The sequence below is a fragment of the Paenibacillus rhizosphaerae genome (assembly GCF_014192015.1).
Lineage (GTDB): Bacteria > Bacillota > Bacilli > Paenibacillales > Paenibacillaceae > Paenibacillus_AQ > Paenibacillus_AQ rhizosphaerae.
Window position 1 is genome coordinate 316887 of the sequence record NZ_JACHXJ010000007.1, and the last position, 16652, is coordinate 333538.

Genomic DNA, 16652 nt, shown 5'->3' on the forward strand with positions numbered 1-16652 from the left:
CTTGATGAGAAAAAGATCAAGAAAAAGCATGTTGGCTCCGGCACGCAGGAAACGGGGCGGACGGAGGGCCCGGCAGCGAGGCTACGCCATCTCGGTACGGGGCAGCGCGGCCATGATGCCTGTGAACCGGGCGGAGGAAGGTCCCTTGCTGGAAGCCGCCCGTCAGGCAGGGCTGCTCGCCGGGGCTTGTGCCATGCCGGAGGAAGCCGAGGTGCTCCTCCATGAATCGCAGCTACAGCGGACGTTTGCCGACTGGTGCGCGGCTCATGTGAAGAAGCGCCCGGATATCCAGGCGATGCTCCGGCTGTCCAGGAGCTACACCAGCGGTTATGCCCAAGGCAGCGGCCGGAAGGATAACCGCATTCCGCTGCCTCTGGCTGGATCGGCCGCAGCGGTCGTATGTGCCAGCAATGAGGAGGACACGCTGGGCAAGGTGCTTCAGCAGTTGGAACGGCTGCCGCTTCGCGAAGTTATCGTCGTATTGAACGGCTGCCGGGACCAGAGCTATCCGGTTGCACGCAAGCACCGGATCGCGAGCCTGCTCCATTTTCCGGATCGGCTCGGACATGACGTGGGGCGCAGCGTGGGGGCCGCCATGACTTCGGCGGACACCGTGCTGTTTACGGACGGGGACGTTGCCATCTCTGCCGAGGAGCTGGCCCCTTTTATATATAAGGTGGATGAAGGCGTGGATGCCGCGTTGAATGATCTGAATCCGTACCTGCCGCTGTTTGCGCAGCAGGACGAAGTAACCCGGTGCAAGAGCTTTTTGAATACGGTGCTTGGCCATCCGGAGCTCGGGGCGAATTCGCTCACGGCCGTGCCCCATGCGCTGGCTGGGCATCTGATCGCGGATATCGGCATCGGACAGCTGATGGTTCCCCCCAAGGCCCAGGCATTAGCGCTGGCAAAGGGCTACCGCTTCGCTCTGGTGAAGCCGGTAGACGTGATCACCGCAAACCGGAAGCGCCCGGGCAACACGGGTGCCGGCAATGCGGTGGCCGACCTGATTATCGGGGACCATGCGGAAGCGCTCCATGCGCTGCTCGGTACCGGCTGGACGCCTCCATCATCGGCCGGCTCCCGCGTGGAAGTCGCCTTGCGGAGGAATGCACGATGAGCATGGACACGCGTATGACGAGCATCATCATTCCCACTTATAACGGCCTGCCGCTGCTGGCATCCTGTGTCGGGGCGATCCGCCAATACACCCATACCCCCTACGAAATCATCGTCGTCGACAACGCCTCGACGGACGGTACCGACCGGTACTGCATCAAGGAAGGGATCCCGTTTATCTCCCTCCCGGAGAACCGGGGATTTCCCATCGCGTGCAACTTGGGGCTGGCCGCAGCCGGAGGGGACGATCTGCTCTTGCTCAACAACGATGTCATGGTGACGGCCAACTGGCTGACCAATATGCTTGCGGCTCTTCACAGCAGGGAGGATGTCGGTCTGGTCGGTCCTGTAACGAATGCGGCCTCGGGCAGGCAGAAGGTGGAGGTCGCTTTTCGAAATATGGAGGAATTCCAGCAGGAAGCTGCCCGGAACAATCAGTCAGACCCTTCCCGTTGGGTGGAGGTCAGCCGGATTATCGGCATGTGCCTGCTCATGAAGCGGGATGTGCTGAGCAGGATCGGATTTCTGGACGAAGCGTTCTCGCCAGGGCACTACGAGGATGACGATTACTGCTACAGAGCCCGGCTGGCCGGGTACCGTTTGCTGGTATGCGGGGACGCGCTTGTGTACCATCAGGGCAGCGCCAGCTTTAAGCGGTCAGCATCCGACCAGATTCAACAGCTGATTGACCGGAACCATCGCTTGTTTATGGAGAAGTGGCATATCGATCCCCGCCAGTTTATTGAAAAAGCAGGCAGCATATCTGAAGGAGGAGAGGTGCAGTGAGAGGTATAATCTTGGCCGGCGGGACAGGTACCCGATTGTATCCGCTGACCCGGCTGATCAACAAGCATTTGCTTCCTGTCGGAAAGTATCCGATGATCGTCTATGGCATCGACAGGCTGCGCCAGGCAGGCATCACGGAAATTCTCATTGTCATGGGTAAACAGTCCGCAGGCCTGTATACGGATTTTTTGGGAAGCGGACAGGATTTTGGGGTGCAGCTGACCTATCGGATTCAGGAGTCTGCGGGAGGAATCGCCGAAGCGCTGGACCAGGCAAGAGGCTTTATTGTCAGGGATGAAAAATTTGTCGTTCTGCTTGGAGACAATCTGTTTTTGGACGACTTGGGCCCGTATGTAGACAAATTCATGCAGCAGCCCGCCGGCACGGCCCGGGTGCTCCTGAAGCAGGTACAGGATGCCCGGAGATACGGCGTTCCGGTGTTTGACCGGGCGCATCCCGAACTTATCAGCCTGATTGAGGAAAAGCCGGCAAGACCTAAGTCTTCATACTGTGTCACAGGCTTGTATATGTATGATACCGCCGTGTTCGATATTATTTCCGGGATTCGTCCATCGGACCGGGGGGAACTTGAAATTACCGACGTCAACAACGTCTATGCCGCCGACGGGCGGCTGGAATACGATATCCTTCAGCAATGGTGGAGCGACGCGGGCACGTTTGAATCCCTGCAGGAGGCCGGCAAGAAAATGAAGGGAATTCTCCCATGAGCCGCCCTCCAATCCGCAAGAGAGCCTTCATTCCTTCTTGGAAGAGGGCTCTTCGTTTCAAGGGGACCAAGCGTCGCCTTGCTCCCCGCAGGCGCCAGGCTCCACCCGGAAGAAGGGGCAGGAATACCAAGCAGCGTTACGGCAGCGCGCACCCGAAACGGCCGGCTGTTGTCGTCCCCGCTGCGGATTTGCTTCATCTTCCAGCGGAAGACATAAGGGAAGCAGCCCGTCCGGAGCCTGAGGTCAATATCCAAGCAGGCCTGGAGGAGGCCTACCGTGCCGGATACGCAGAGGGAGTAGAAGAGACGGTCGCCTCCCATCTTCCGCCGTATACGGTGCTGCCCGAGATCGGCGCCAAGGAGGTCATCGCTGCCGGGCTGCAGGTATACCGGGAGCAGTGGCTGCTTTTGCTGCGTCCCGAGGAGGTCTACGGGCGGATGGAGCATGCCTTGGCCTACGGCCAGCCGTTATCGGTCGTCCGCCTGGGAGACGGAGAACTGCTGGCCCTGGCCCATGATACCGTGCTCCCGCTGGAGGAAGTGCGGCAAAAGGGCCGCTTTCTCACGAACGCCGGAATGACGCTCCCTGATCCGCAGGCCCGCGACATGCTGGCCGAATCGCTCCGCACGGCCGGGATCATCGGCATTCCGCATTCCCGTCTTCCGACGTTTCAGGGCCTGCTGTTTCCCGTGCTCCGGCATTACGGGATATCTTACCGCAGCCTGACATTAACGACGTCTACAATCAACTACGCGCTGCATGAGCATGGACTGCTGCAGCAGCTGCTCCCTGGAAAACGGCTGCTCTTGATCGGAGACCGCGCTTCCGAGCTTGCGGACGTGTTCAGGGCCTCGGCTGCTCTGAATATTGCCGGCGTGATCAGCCCGGTACGGGGGTTCCACGACATCCCGAAAGTCATGGCCGAGGCGGCCGGATGCGAGTTTGACCTGGCTGTGGTGGCGAGCGGCATTCCGGCTGTCGTGATCTGCGAGCGCATCGCCAGCCAATTGGGCAAGGTCGCTCTGGACTTCGGGCATCTGGCCGACAAGCTGGCGTCCGGCGAGACGCCATACGTGAGGAAGTAGGAATGCGCCATCGACAGGAACATCATTCATGCAAACGGGAGGGATCGAAATGAAGAGGCGGATCAGAATCGATGAAGAGCAGCAGCGGGCTTGGCTGTCCAGTTCGGCATCACATCGAAGCAGCCGATACAACCAGGGTTATGAGCGCGGGTATACGGAGGGGCTGCAGAAAGGAAAAGATACGTTTTCTATTCCGTTCCAGGGCACCAGCATCATCATTCCAACCTTTAATCAAGCCGAATTTCTGATCCAATGCATTGCGAGCATCGAAGCTCATACGCCGGAGCCGCATGAAATTATCGTCATCGACAATGCATCGACGGATGATACGGCCTCCTGCCTGCAGCGGCAGAGCGGGCCCATCCGGTATGCCAGACTGGAAGTAAACCGCGGATTTGCCGGCGGCGTCAATTACGGCATGATGATGGCGAAGGGAGAGACCGTCGTCATTCTGAATAATGATACGCTCGTCACCCCGGGCTGGCTGAGCCATATGCTCCGCTGCCTGAACAGCGACCCCCGAATCGGCGCCGTGGGGCCCGTGACGAACTATATCGGCGGAGAGCAGCAAATTCCGGTTCCTTATGAGAACGTGGAGGAGATGTGGGCATTCGCCGCCCGCCATAACGTCCCGAACGAAGGATTATGGCGCGAAACCGACCGCCTGGTCGGCTTCTGCCTGCTGCTTCGCCGGGATGTCCTGCACCGCATCGGTTATTTGGATGAAGGGTACCGGATCGGCAACTATGAGGACGAGGACTGGATCATCCGGCTTCGGCTCACCGGGCGGAAGCTGATCATTGCGGGGGACTCCTTTATCCACCATTTCGGAAGCGTAAGCATGAAGCAGCTGGGGCAGCAGTTTGAACCGGTTAACCAGCGCAATGAGACTTACTACATCAACAAGTGGGATAACCCCTACGCCTGGGTGACGAACATGAAGGAAGGCGCACTAGCGCGTTTCCCCGGTCTACGAAGCGGGCATGATCTGTACCCGTCGCACGTATTTGTCCGGGACCAAGCCGGCCGCCTGTATTTTCTGCTACATGGACAGAAATATCCTGTCAGCGGCGGGACGGACCAGGATGTGGCTGAAGCCACGCTGCTGTCCATGATGGATATCCGGCAAATTCCGGACGGCGTGCAGCCGCTGCCCAGCGACCAGATCCGGACGATGATGGAGGCGGCATCCCAGTCCGAGTCCGCGGGACCTGGCGAAGCGGCTGACGGTCTGCTGGTGGCAGGCGCCGGCGGACGCGTGTACCAGTGGTCCCGTGGAACGCTAAGGCCCTTTGCGTCGAGCCACGCCCTGAACCGCTGGCATATGGAGCACAGAAAACAATCGGCATGGGCGACGGATCTGGTGAGTTCCGTGCCGGAAGGAGATCTGATCATCGCGCCTCCGCATCTTGACAATCCTGTGCTCTGATGATTACAAAAAATGATAAGAAAAAAACGGATGACGCCTCCATTCGCGTAACTGTCTTCAGGGTGGCGGCATAGGATATAGCAGGCAGATGCGGATCAGGCGGACCGCCTATTCGCAGACGGCGTGACCTAACACCAGGGAGGGACCGGAATGCAGAGCAAAATTGATGAAATGCTCACCCATATGTCACATTCCAAGCAACAGATGGCCAGGGTTCTGGATGCCGAGCGCCAAGTGGCGGTCCGGATGGCCCAGATTATTCATGATTTGCCCGATGAGCATCCGGAATTTGACGGTGTGAGCGGGTTGATTGAAAATTCCAGCCAGATCAACAAGAGCATCATTTCTTACCTCAGCAGCATTGCTGACCTGCAGGAAGCGCTGGCGGAAACTTTAAATCATGTGGTGAAAGAGATGGGCAGCAATGAAGAGGAATAACTTCGGGAGAACCGTAAGGGAGTGCTGGATATGAGCAGAGAACAGGCCTTTTTGCATATGCTGGACGCCGCCTCCAAAATCCAGTGGAACATTGCCATGATTCTGGAAGCCAAAGCGGTCGAAGCCGAGAAAATGCGGAACTGGACGCTGAATCATTTGAACTCGGATGCGTTTGCAAGCCATGAAAATCAACTGAGCGAGCCTCTGCAGATTCACGGTCAGATCGTGGAACTGCTGGAGGGGCTAACGAAGATGGAGAATGGATTGTGCAGCAACCTGAAAGCATTGCTCGTACAGGAAGAAGGAGAAGAGTATGGCGGCGGTGGCGGGGAAGGCATGTTTGGCGGCGGTGATTACGGCCTCGGAGACATGGGCAAATGAGTTTGCTCCTTCGTGAGCAGGAAACGAAGCTGGAGCTGATTCAATCCATCGCGCTCAGCCAAAAGGCGTTGGCCCGGATTCTCGGGAGCATCGCCGACATTTCTTCCGAGTCGGACCTCTCTGCCCGGGCACTTCTTGAAAATATCCGGCTCCTGACGCAGCATCAGGACGCATTGTGCCGGATGCTCACGGGCATCAGCCTGTGCCAACCCCGAAGCGGGAATTCCGCGCCGCCCTGGTTAAACGCATCTATATCCGCCCATTTCGCAGCCACCCGAGAATTACAGGAGGATTAACGGATGATAACGAAGAAAAAACGTCCTCGGAGGTCAAAATCCGGGAAGCGCCTGCTGCTTGCCCGTAAAGTACGGGGCACCAAGTCCAAAAAACGGCGGAAAAGCCTGCTTCAGAAGAAAAGAAAACACCGGATCAAAAGCATTCGCAGAAAACGGAAACGGGTCGTGAAGCCGGTGCTGCCGGTTCCTGTGGCTCAAGGCGTAGAGCCTCATACCAGTCCGGACACGGCGTACAGCCAAGGATTCGACGAAGCATACAATGAAGGGTTCAATGCGGGTTTTGCCAAAGGCTATGAAGACGGTCATTTATTAGCCTATCAATCCAAGTAATACCTGAGGGAATGGGACACAGTCAGGCCTTTCGCTCCATGGAGACAGCCATGGGGCGAAAGGCTTTTTTGCCGTTTCCGGCAGGGCATCCGCCAATTTAGCCGTGCGAAGGCAGTCGTCCATGATGCAATTGCCTCTTCCGCATATATTTATATTGTTCTTTCACAATTCATGACAGACAGGGTGAAGACTGTGGATAATGTGGCTGAAACGGCGGCAAGCGCCAGTTACCGGCAGGGCTACGAGGACGGCTTGCGCCTTGGTGTCTGTCAGGCTGTCATGGAACGGATACCCGCTACGGAGCCTTATTACCGGGACATGAAAGTGTTTTATATTCCGCAGGGCTTTCATGCCATTGATCAGGGAATATCCGCCGCGCTTAGCAGCCTGGTCAGAGAATGTATCGTCGTAGAGGCTCCGAAGATGCTGGAGCTTGCTCAAAAGGAACGTCCAGATCTTATCCTCGTATTGAACGGACTGCATGTATTTCCCGAGAATCATTTGGAGGATATCCGGCGGGTTCGCGCGATGGGGATCAAGACGGCCGTCTGGTTTGTCGATGATCCCTATTTTAGTGAGGATACCGCAGCCGCATGCACCGCGTACGACGTCGTGTTTACCCACGAGCTGGGATGCGTGCCGTTTTACAGCGCTCTCGGGGTCAGAAGGGTCCACTATTTACCGCTAGCCGTGAACGTTGACATGTTCAAGCCCTCGCGCTGCGGACCGGAGCATCTGTACGACATTTGCTTTATAGGCAATGCCTTTTGGAACCGTGTCGCCATCTTCGATGAACTGGCGCCGTTTCTGAGGGATAAGAACGTGCTGATTGCCGGCGGGTTCTGGGAGCGCTTGTCCCGGCACGACCTGCTTGAGCGTTCGGTAAGGCTTGGATTTATTCCGCCGGAGGAGACGGTCCGTTATTACAACGGATCGAAAGTGGTCATTAATATCCATCGTCCCGACGAATGGGGACAGGACAACCGCAACAGCCACCAGATCAGCGGCAAATCGATCAACCCGAGAACCTATGAAATCTGCGCTTGCGGAGCGATGCAGATCACAGACATCCGTGAAGATCTCACCAATTATTACAGACCGGGCTATGACATCGAGACCTTTACAACCGCGGAGGAGCTTAAAAACAAGATCATCTATTATCTGGAGCATGAAGAAGAGCGGAGAATCATGGCGGCCCGCGGGCTATACACGACCCGGCAGGAGCATACGTTTATTTCCCGGATGAGGACGTTTCTGGAACAGTTCTGACACCGGACAAAATCATACGAGGGAGTGTCGATATGTCGAAGGTTAAATGGCCCGAGAGGGTTCCCGATCTGACTCTGAGCTACGATTCGGCCCAGGCGAGAGCCAGGGGACGTGAGGACGGCTACCGGAGCGGATATCATGAAGGTTATTTGCGGGGACGTGCGAATGTGATTGCCAGCCGGCCGGCGGAACCTGTCCCGTTCCGTCAAATCCGGGTGCTGTATATCGCTTCCGGCAAAGGGTACCCCTATTCTCCGCTGGATGAGGCCATCTCATCCACTCTCCGGACGATGGTCGCCGAAGTGATCATTATCGAGCCGGGGCAGCTTACCGTTGAAGCGGTGCTGCAGGCCGCTCCCGATCTGGTGCTTGTTCTGGACGGTATGTTCGTGAACAACGAAATTATGGATACCGTCCGACAGCTCGGAATCCTGAACGCCGTCTGGCTTACGGACGATCCTTACTATACCGATATGACGATGGAGAACGTCAAGCATTACGACTACATTTTTACGCTGGAATCGAACTGCATTCCTTATTACCAGCAGCTGGGCTGCACGCATGTCTATCATTTGCCGTTTGCCGCCCACACCGAAAACTACCGTCCGTCCCGGAATATATCCCCGCTTCGCCGGGATGTCAGCTTTATCGGCTCGGCATACTGGAACCGCATCGCTTTTTTTGACCCGATCATTGACCGGCTCATGCAGCATAAAACGGTGATCAACGGGATCTGGTGGGACCGTTTGCCAAAGTATACGGCTTATCAGGATCGGATCGAGCTCAATAAATGGATGGGGCCCGCCGAGACCGCGGAGGCTTATAACGGTTCCAAGATCGTCATCAACCTGCACCGCTCCCATGAAGACGATTCCGTGAACAATAACACAGTCAAAATTCCTGCAGCTTCCCCCAATCCCCGTACCTTTGAAATCTCCGCCTGCGCCACGCTTCAGATCAGCGACAGCCGGAGCGACCTGGCTAAATATTACACGCCGGGCGTGGAGATCGAAACGTACAGCTCCCCGGAGGAACTGCTGGACAAAATCGAATATTACCTTGCGCATGAGGAAGAGCGCAGACAGATCGCTTTGAACGCGCTGGAAAGAACGTTCAGGGACCATACGTACAGCAAGCGCCTGAACGAGATGCTGTCGGTCATTTACCCGTAGCCCCTATACGTTTGAACGCATTTTTGGACGGATGGCGGGCACCATGTGTCGGTTCCGGCGTATATGCGCCTCTCATATCTTGTATTACCTGGGTGAAAGGAGGTGTGATTCGTACCCCTGTACGAATTTGCAGAGGTCCTAAAGCATGGATATGACAAAACCCAAATTAATGCTGTTCTCACATGTCAGCAATACCAAAAGCATAACAGGAGCCGAGAAGCTGCTGCTCCTGTTCTGCCGATTTATGTCACCCTATTTCAACTGCATTTTAGTGGCTCCGGGCGAAGGCAAACTGACCGATCATGCCCGTAAGCAGGGAATTCAGGTCATGATTCAGACCTTCCCCCTGTTGTATGGCATGTATAACCCGGACTCCCGGCTGCCGCAGAATGCCGAGGAGCTGCGCAGCCATCCCGATTACGCCTCCGTCGTCCGGCTCATCGGAGAGACCGCACCGGATTTGGTGCTGACGAACACGATCGTCAACGCGCTGCCCGCAATCGCCGCCAAATCACTCGGAATCCCTGTCGTCTGGAAAGTGACGGAGGTCATTCAGGAGAACGAGTTTACGACGGACGTGCTGAACATTGCTGACTTTTACAGCGATTGGATCATCTCGATTTCGGAGTCAGCCGCCAGGGTGTTTCTGGGGAAGATCAGCAGTCCGATCAGCCTGCTGCCTCCGTCCACGGACAGCGAACGGCTGCATTCCTTCAGCGAGATGGTAAGGCAGAGCGAGCGGAAAGGGCTGCGGCTGAAAGAGGAGCATAAATGCATCGGCTACATTTCCGCTTTCATTCATCCGGAAAAAGGCTTAAAAGAGTTTATTCGTATGGCGATATCTCTATGCCCCAGACGACCCGAATGCCGTTTTGTGATCGTCGGCAGGGCTGCGGATCATCGCTATTACGATGCCTGTTTGACGGATGTCAGATTTTCCGGATATAAATCAAGGTTCCAGTTTATCCCTTTCGTGGAATCGGTACAGTCTGTTTACAGCGCGATGGACATTCTTGTTGTCCCGAGCATGGTGTCGGAGGGCTTCGGAATGACCGCGCTGGAAGGCATGCTGTGCGGGAAACCGGTGGTTGCTTTTGCATCCGGTGGACTTGGTGAGCTGATGGTTAGTACAGGCAATGGGCATCTGGCCGTACCCGCCGGAGATTCGCAGGGGCTGGCCGACAAGGTTGCCGGTCTGCTCGACGATCCGGCCGCCCTGGCGAACACCGGATTCCACAATGAAGCGACGGCAAGGGCGATGTACGGGATTGAGACCTATCAGCGGAGGCTGGATGAAATCATTAATCAGTGGCGCACATTTTTTCCGCATTGGCTGATGCCCGGAAACCGCGCCCCGCTGACCTTTGCGGAACCCGAGATACCGGCTCAGCCTCCGATCGAGCCTCCGGAGGAGCCGGCACCTTCCCGGCGTAAGGTGCGGCGGTCCAGAGGCAGAACATCCTACCGCATCAGGATCATCCGAAAGAGAAGGGTGAAGAAAGCTGCAAGAAGGCCCCGGAAACGGAAGCTTGTAAAAGCAGTTCGCAAGCTGAAACTAATGAAGTCCGCCAAACGGCGGAAGAAGGCGAAGCGATAGATAGGAGACGGAAGTTATGAGAATTATGACCATTTTGGGTACAAGGCCCGAAATCATCCGTCTCAGTCTCATTCTTCCGAAGCTGGACCGGTATGCGGAGCGCCATGTGCTGGTGCATACCGGGCAGAATTTTGCAGAAAGGCTGAGCGGGATCTTTTTTAGCCAACTGGGATTGCGAAAGCCTGATTACGTGCTGCAGGACTCGGCGGCTTCCCTCGGAACGCAGCTGTCGGCGATGTTCTCCCAAATGGAAGATATCCTGGAGCGGGAGAAGCCCGATACCATTTTGCTTCTCGGGGACACCAACAGCGCCCTCTGCGCGATTCTGGCCGAACGGCTCGGGTATCCCGTGGTGCACATGGAGGCAGGAAACCGCTGCTTCGACCTGAATGTTCCGGAGGAGAAGAACCGGCGTATCATTGATGCCATTTCTTCTATTAATATGCCGTATACCGAGCAGAGTAAAAAGCACTTAATTGCCGAGGGTTTTCCGAGCAACCGCATCGTTCTTACGGGCAATCCCATTTATGAAGTCATGAAGCATTACGAAGCCCAGACTCGGGGCAGCAGCATCCTGGAAACCCTGGGTCTTGCGCCGAAGGAGTATTTTCTTGTCACCGCGCACCGTGCGGAGAATGTGGACCGGCCAGAGCATCTGGAGCAGATTATGCAGGGGTTGAACCTGATCGCTGAAAATCACGGCCGTCGTATTATCTGCAGCATTCATCCCCGGACCGCATCGCGGATTGCCGAGCACTCCGGATTTTCCATGAACCCTCTGGTGGAATTTCATGAACCCTTTGGATTTTTCGACTTTGTCCAATTGGAACGATCTGCTTGCTGTGCATTAACGGACAGCGGAACCGTGCAGGAGGAGTGCTGCATGATGCAGGTACCGACTGTCACGATGAGGCAAACGACGGAGCGGCCGGAAACGGTGGATTGCGGGAGCAATATCGTATCCGGCGTCAATGCGAAGCGGATTGCCGATTCAGCGGCCCTGATGCTGGAGCTGAACACGAAGTGGCAGTGTCCGCAAGGATATTTGGCGGAAGATGTATCGGATAAGGTTGTCAAATTTCTGCTTGGAGGGAAAGTGCATGTTTGAAAATCAGCGTATTTTGGTGACCGGCGGCACCGGTTCATGGGGGTATGAGTTGATTGCCCAGCTGCTGCCGCTGGGTCCGAAGGAAGTGGTGGTATACTCCCGGAATGAGTCTTCCCAAGTGGCGATGAGCCGGGAGTTCGAGAACGACCGGCTGCATTTCCGGATCGGAGACATCCGGGATAAGGAAGCGTTGACCGCCGCATGCCAAAACATCGATTACGTGTTTCATCTGGCGGCCCTTAAGCATGTACCTGTATGTGAAGACCAGCCGTATGAGGCGCTGAAGACGAATGTCATCGGCACCCAGAATGTCATTGAAGCGGCGATTGAAAACAAGGTGAAAAAGGTCATTTATATTTCAACCGATAAAGCCGCCAATCCTTCGAACTTTTACGGAATGACCAAAGCGATCGGCGAAAAGCTGATCGTCTATGCCAATCTCCTGCACACGGACACCCGTTTCGTAACGGTCCGCGGCGGCAACGTGCTGGGAACCAACGGCAGCGTGGTGCACGTGTTCAAGGACCAAATCCGGAACAAAGGCCAGGTCTCCATCACCGATATGGCCATGACGCGCTTCTTCCTGACGCTCCGCGACGCAATCACCCTGCTGTTCAAAGCATCCGAGGAAAGCATCGGCGGGGAGATCTTTGTCATGACGATGCCGGCCTGCAGCATCGTCGATTTGGCGGAAGTGCTCATTGAAGCATCGGGACGGGAAGATGTCAAAATCGTTGAGACAGGCATCCGACCCGGAGAGAAAATTCACGAAATCCTGATGAGCGATTATGAGAGCCTGACGACGGTCGTCTATGACGAGGAGTATCTGGTGATTCTGCCGACTCTGAATATGCCCGAGCTGAAGGAGAGATATAACCACTGCCGGCCCGTTTCGTTCAGCAGCTTCAGCTCGAATTACCATCTGATGAGCAAAGAGGAGATCCGTGAAATCCTGCAGCGCGGAGGGTTCCTGTAATGAAACTTTTAATACTGGGAGCTAACGGAATGGCCGGGCATGTGCTGGTCAAGTATTTCAAAGAACAGGCAGCGCATCAAGTGTTTTATACGACAAGGGACCCCCGGGATCCGGGGGGGCTGGTTCTGGATGCGGCGGATATCAGCACAATGGAGAAGCTGGTCGACATCGTCAGACCCGATGTGATCATCAACGCGATCGGCGTCCTCAACCAATTTGCCGATGCGGACAAAATCAATGCCTATCACATCAACGGCTTTCTGCCGCACCGTCTGCGCCGGTCCGCCGATGCCGCCGGCGCCAGACTGATCCACATCAGCACCGACTGCGTATTTGAGGGGACCCGCGGCCGGTACCGGGAAAACGACGAGACGGACGGAACGAGCGTCTACGCCGTGACGAAGGCGCTCGGTGAGGTTCGCGCGCCGGGTCATTTGACCATCCGCACGTCCATTATCGGTCCGGAAATCCGTCCTAACGGGATCGGACTGATGCACTGGTTCATGAGCCAACGCGGAACTGTATCCGGATACCGCAACGTACTGTGGAACGGCGTCACCACGCTGGAGCTGGCCAAAGCGGTCGATTCGCTTTTGGCCTCTTCTGTATCCGGACTCATTCACTTGGCGCATCCGGTGCCCATCAGCAAGCATGATCTGCTGCTGCTGTTCAAGGAGATCTGGAACCTTCAGCACATCGACGTCGTTGGATCAGACGTACCCGTTCAGGACCGGACGCTGGTCTCCACCCGTGATGATTGGAGCTATCCAGTTCCTCATTACAGTGACATGCTGAAGGAGTTGGAGCTATGGATGCGCTCAGCGACGTCCGAAAGCGAGTCATCCTGATTACCGGAGCCACGGGATTTACCGGCAGCCACGCCTGCCGGTATTTCGCCGGGCTGGGAATGCAGGTGGCTGCCATCGTACGTCAGGTCAAACCAGCCGATCACGTCGACGGGGTTAAATATTACCGCTGCGACCTCCGGGACAGAGCGCGCGTGGAGGAACTTGTCCACGCCGTTTCTCCGGACTACGTCCTCCATCTGGGCGGGAAAAACTCCGTCCCCGAATCCTGGCAAGATCCGCTGACCTATATGGAGACCAATCTGCTTTTCACACTGTACCTGCTGAACGCCCTTCGGCCATTTCCTTCCTGCCGGATATTGGTTGCCGGATCAATGACGGTATTTCCGCTGGCACCTCCGTTTCGTCCGACGCATCCTTACGGACTGAGCAAAAGTCTGCAGCAGACGGCGGCCGTATCCTGGGGTCTCCTGTATAAACAGTCGGTCATGATCGCCGAACCGGCCAATTTGATCGGTCCCGGACCGTCCACCGGTTTTTGCGCTTTGCTCGGCCGCTATATCGCGGCCTGGGAGCAGGGGAAGGCGGCCCAGGCGTTTCAAGTCTCGTCCCGTTCGGCGCAAAGGGACTTTCTGGACGTAAGGGATGCGGTTAAAGCTTACGGGTATCTGCTCGAGCATGGAAATCCCGGGGAGATTTATCCCATCCGGTCAGGGCGGTACGTTAGCCTGGGCGAGATCGCCGATCTATTCATAGAGATTTCGGGCAGCAAACCGCCTATCGATTGGGGAGACAGCGACGACTGGTCGAAGGCAGGATCACAGGAGCCTCCCGGTCTGCAGCTTGCCGATTGGCAGCCCGCTATATCGCTGCGAACGTCCCTGCAGGATATTCTTCTATATTATCGGAGTCAGGAAGGAGGTTCGTCGTGAGACCTTTGGTGACGATCATTATTCCGTTCTACAACGACACTTACGTCAATCAAGCCGTGCAGAGTGCACTATCGCAGTCCTACAGCCCGATCGAAATCATTGTCGTAGACGACGGGTCTACGCAGTTTGTCGAGCGTCTGACACCCTTTATGCCTTATATCCATTACCTCGGCAAAGCGAACGGCGGGACCGCTAGCGCCTTGAATCACGGCATTCGGAGCGCTTCCGGGGAGTACATCGCTTGGCTGAGCTCAGACGACATCTTTTATCCCGACAAAATCAATAACCAGGTGTTGTTTATGCAGCAGCACAACGCATGGATTTCCCATACGAACTTTAACTATATTAACCAATACAGCATGGTCACCCAGTATCGGGCGGGAGTATCCTTTGAACGGATGGTCGATTTCTACCGGTGCTTTCTGAATGCGAACCCGGTGAACGGATGCACGGTGATGATGAGAAAACAGTTGTTTGCTTACATTGGGCTGTTCGACGAAAGGCTGCCTTATACCCATGACCTGGAATTTTGGGCCAGAGCGATCCAAGCCGGGTTCCCGATGCCCTACTTGGATGAGCCGCTGGTCGCCTACCGGATGCATGAAGGGATGGGCACCATCCGGCACCGGGAGGCGATCCAGCATGAATATGCCGCAACCCAGGCCAGCGTAAGAACGGCGCTCGCTCCGATCGTAGCGGCGATGGATTGAGATTTATACGTAGGCGGCTGCAGATCCCGATTTATCCGCCTACGACAGCTTTCCCCTCAGCCCCGAAAATCACGTTTCGGGGCCTTTTTCATTGTGATCCATCCATACGGGTTTACCATGTGCATTTTCCTCGGAATTTACCTGGCATGAGTGGGCCAAGAGTCGGGTCCGTGCCGTGTTATTCTCAATATAGTATATTGTCTGAACGTTACCGTCTGCAGGAATCCGGCCAAAGACCGAATTCCATGAAAGGAGCGATATATGAAGATACTGCTTGCTACCTTCTGGGGGATCCCCCATGTCGGCGGCGTATGGAAGTATATGACTCAAATCCAGCAGCGCTTGGAGGCGATAGGGCATCAGGTGGATTTGATGGGCACAACCATCGACGAGGCGGGTTTTTGCATCCATAACCGGGGCCGGGTCATATCGAAAGAGAAGCTTCGCCCCTTTCTGGACGCGAAGCTGGCCGCTCCTTATGCTCCGCAAATGCATAGTCACCCGCTGATCCGCTATTACGAAGAAAACCGCTATATGATGGAACTGTCAGCCGCGTACATGGGTTTGAACCAGTACGACATCATTCATACCCAGGATATATTTACCGGCCGGGCACTCAGCCGGGTCAAACCGGCTCACGTGCCTTTGGTTGCCCAAGTGCATGGCTCCGTATCGGGAGAACTGCATAGTCATTTCCGCCTGCATCCGCACCTGGGCATCGGGGAGAATTCACCGGCATGGCGCTACTGCAAAACCATCGAGTATTACGGTGCAACGGCAGGAGACGTCACCATCACGTCAACGCAGTGGCAGAAGAACGAGCTGATGCACGATTTCGGGATACCGGAACATCGGATTACCGTTTTCCAGTATGGCCTGGATACGGCGGATTTTTGGTACAAAGCCCAGGCGGGAACAACCATGCATCGGCCGCCGGGCAAGAAGATGATCATTTTTCCGGCACGGTTGTCCTTCGTCAAAGGCGTCGATGTGTTGATTTCGGCTCTGGGCATGCTCAAATACATGCGCAATGACTGGGAATGCTGGATCGTCGGCGACGGGGAGAAGCGAGAAGAGCTGGAGCGGCAGGCCAATGGACTCGCCTTGCAGGGCCTGGTGCATTTTCTCGGCGTTCGTCACGATATTCCGGCCCTCCTGATGCAGTCGGATATATTCGTGCACTCCTGCATTCAGGATAACCAGCCGTTTTCGGTCATGGAAGCGCAGCACGCCGGACTTCCGGCATGCGTATCGAATGCGGGCGGGCTGCCCGAGATGGTGGAACACGGTGTAACGGGACTGGTCTCTCCGGTCAGGGATCCCGTGACGCTGGCTCAGCATCTGGAGCTGCTCCTTCGCAATGATGAGTTTCGGCTGCAGTTAGGCAGGAACGCAGCCGCTTGGGCGGCGGGACATTGGTCCTTGGATCTGATGATCGACCGTCTGCTGAATCTGTACACCCATGTCATGAATCATTGATGCGTTATTGG

18 protein-coding genes are annotated in these 16652 nt (G+C 56.0%); all 18 read left to right on the forward strand.

Translation table 11 applies throughout. The annotated features are described in order from the left end of the window. Nucleotides 1-4: 4 nt before the first annotated feature. The gene (locus FHS19_RS31540; RefSeq protein ID WP_246426922.1) at nt 5-1120 is read left to right on the forward strand and encodes a glycosyltransferase family A protein; all 1116 of its coding nucleotides are present in this window, start codon (nt 5-7) and stop codon (nt 1118-1120) included. Beyond that, on the forward strand, nt 1117-1905 hold the full coding sequence (locus FHS19_RS31545) for a glycosyltransferase family 2 protein (RefSeq protein WP_246426923.1): 789 nt from the start codon (nt 1117-1119) through the stop codon (nt 1903-1905). The genes FHS19_RS31540 and FHS19_RS31545 overlap by 4 nt, the downstream gene beginning before the upstream one ends. Next, complete coding sequence (locus FHS19_RS31550) at nt 1902-2633, forward strand: sugar phosphate nucleotidyltransferase (protein ID WP_183586926.1); 732 nt, start codon at nt 1902-1904, stop codon at nt 2631-2633. Before FHS19_RS31545 ends, FHS19_RS31550 begins: the two co-directional genes overlap by 4 nt. Continuing rightward, nucleotides 2630-3718, forward strand: coding sequence for a GT-D fold domain-containing protein (locus FHS19_RS31555; protein WP_246426924.1), 1089 nt, complete (start codon nt 2630-2632; stop codon nt 3716-3718). The genes FHS19_RS31550 and FHS19_RS31555 overlap by 4 nt, the downstream gene beginning before the upstream one ends. Nucleotides 3719-3767: 49 nt before the next feature. Continuing rightward, the gene (locus FHS19_RS31560) at nt 3768-5147 is read left to right on the forward strand and encodes a glycosyltransferase family 2 protein (protein ID WP_183586928.1); all 1380 of its coding nucleotides are present in this window, start codon (nt 3768-3770) and stop codon (nt 5145-5147) included. A 150-nt stretch (nt 5148-5297) separates the two neighbouring features. Next, a complete protein-coding gene (locus tag FHS19_RS31565) occupies nt 5298-5585 on the forward strand; it encodes a nucleoside-diphosphate sugar epimerase (RefSeq protein ID WP_076174121.1) in 288 nt (95 codons plus the stop codon). A 30-nt stretch (nt 5586-5615) separates the two neighbouring features. Next, nucleotides 5616-5966: an alpha-helical endospore appendage domain-containing protein gene (locus FHS19_RS31570; protein ID WP_183586931.1), complete on the forward strand. Its 351-nt coding sequence runs from the start codon at nt 5616-5618 to the stop codon at nt 5964-5966. Beyond that, on the forward strand, nt 5963-6262 hold the full coding sequence (locus FHS19_RS31575; RefSeq protein WP_183586933.1) for a hypothetical protein: 300 nt from the start codon (nt 5963-5965) through the stop codon (nt 6260-6262). The genes FHS19_RS31570 and FHS19_RS31575 overlap by 4 nt, the downstream gene beginning before the upstream one ends. Nucleotides 6263-6265: 3 nt before the next feature. Beyond that, nucleotides 6266-6592, forward strand: a complete 327-nt coding sequence (locus tag FHS19_RS31580) for a hypothetical protein (RefSeq protein ID WP_183586935.1) — start codon at nt 6266-6268, stop codon at nt 6590-6592. Nucleotides 6593-6775: 183 nt separating this feature from the next. Next, nucleotides 6776-7861: a CgeB family protein gene (locus tag FHS19_RS31585; protein WP_376772011.1), complete on the forward strand. Its 1086-nt coding sequence runs from the start codon at nt 6776-6778 to the stop codon at nt 7859-7861. Nucleotides 7862-7893: 32 nt separating this feature from the next. Continuing rightward, nucleotides 7894-9033 carry a glycosyltransferase family protein gene (locus tag FHS19_RS31590; protein WP_183586939.1) on the forward strand — a complete coding sequence of 380 codons (1140 nt, stop codon included), beginning with the start codon at nt 7894-7896 and terminating at the stop codon, nt 9031-9033. Between the two features lie 145 nt (nt 9034-9178). Continuing rightward, complete coding sequence (locus FHS19_RS31595) at nt 9179-10630, forward strand: glycosyltransferase family 4 protein (RefSeq protein ID WP_183586941.1); 1452 nt, start codon at nt 9179-9181, stop codon at nt 10628-10630. Between the two features lie 16 nt (nt 10631-10646). After that, the gene (gene wecB / locus FHS19_RS31600; RefSeq protein WP_183586943.1) at nt 10647-11738 is read left to right on the forward strand and encodes a non-hydrolyzing UDP-N-acetylglucosamine 2-epimerase; all 1092 of its coding nucleotides are present in this window, start codon (nt 10647-10649) and stop codon (nt 11736-11738) included. Further along, nucleotides 11731-12714 (forward strand): polysaccharide biosynthesis protein, encoded by a 984-nt coding sequence (locus FHS19_RS31605; protein WP_183586945.1) that lies wholly within the window; start codon nt 11731-11733, stop codon nt 12712-12714. Before wecB ends, FHS19_RS31605 begins: the two co-directional genes overlap by 8 nt. Then, nucleotides 12714-13562 carry a dTDP-4-dehydrorhamnose reductase family protein gene (locus FHS19_RS31610; protein ID WP_183586947.1) on the forward strand — a complete coding sequence of 283 codons (849 nt, stop codon included), beginning with the start codon at nt 12714-12716 and terminating at the stop codon, nt 13560-13562. The genes FHS19_RS31605 and FHS19_RS31610 overlap by 1 nt, the downstream gene beginning before the upstream one ends. Next, entirely contained in the window at nt 13523-14452 is a 930-nt protein-coding gene (locus FHS19_RS31615) for an NAD-dependent epimerase/dehydratase family protein (protein ID WP_183586949.1), read from the forward strand. Before FHS19_RS31610 ends, FHS19_RS31615 begins: the two co-directional genes overlap by 40 nt. Further along, nucleotides 14449-15162 carry a glycosyltransferase family 2 protein gene (locus FHS19_RS31620; protein WP_183586951.1) on the forward strand — a complete coding sequence of 238 codons (714 nt, stop codon included), beginning with the start codon at nt 14449-14451 and terminating at the stop codon, nt 15160-15162. Before FHS19_RS31615 ends, FHS19_RS31620 begins: the two co-directional genes overlap by 4 nt. A 261-nt stretch (nt 15163-15423) precedes the next feature. Continuing rightward, a complete protein-coding gene (locus FHS19_RS31625; protein ID WP_183586953.1) occupies nt 15424-16641 on the forward strand; it encodes a glycosyltransferase family 4 protein in 1218 nt (405 codons plus the stop codon). The last annotated feature ends 11 nt before the right edge of the window (nt 16642-16652 follow it).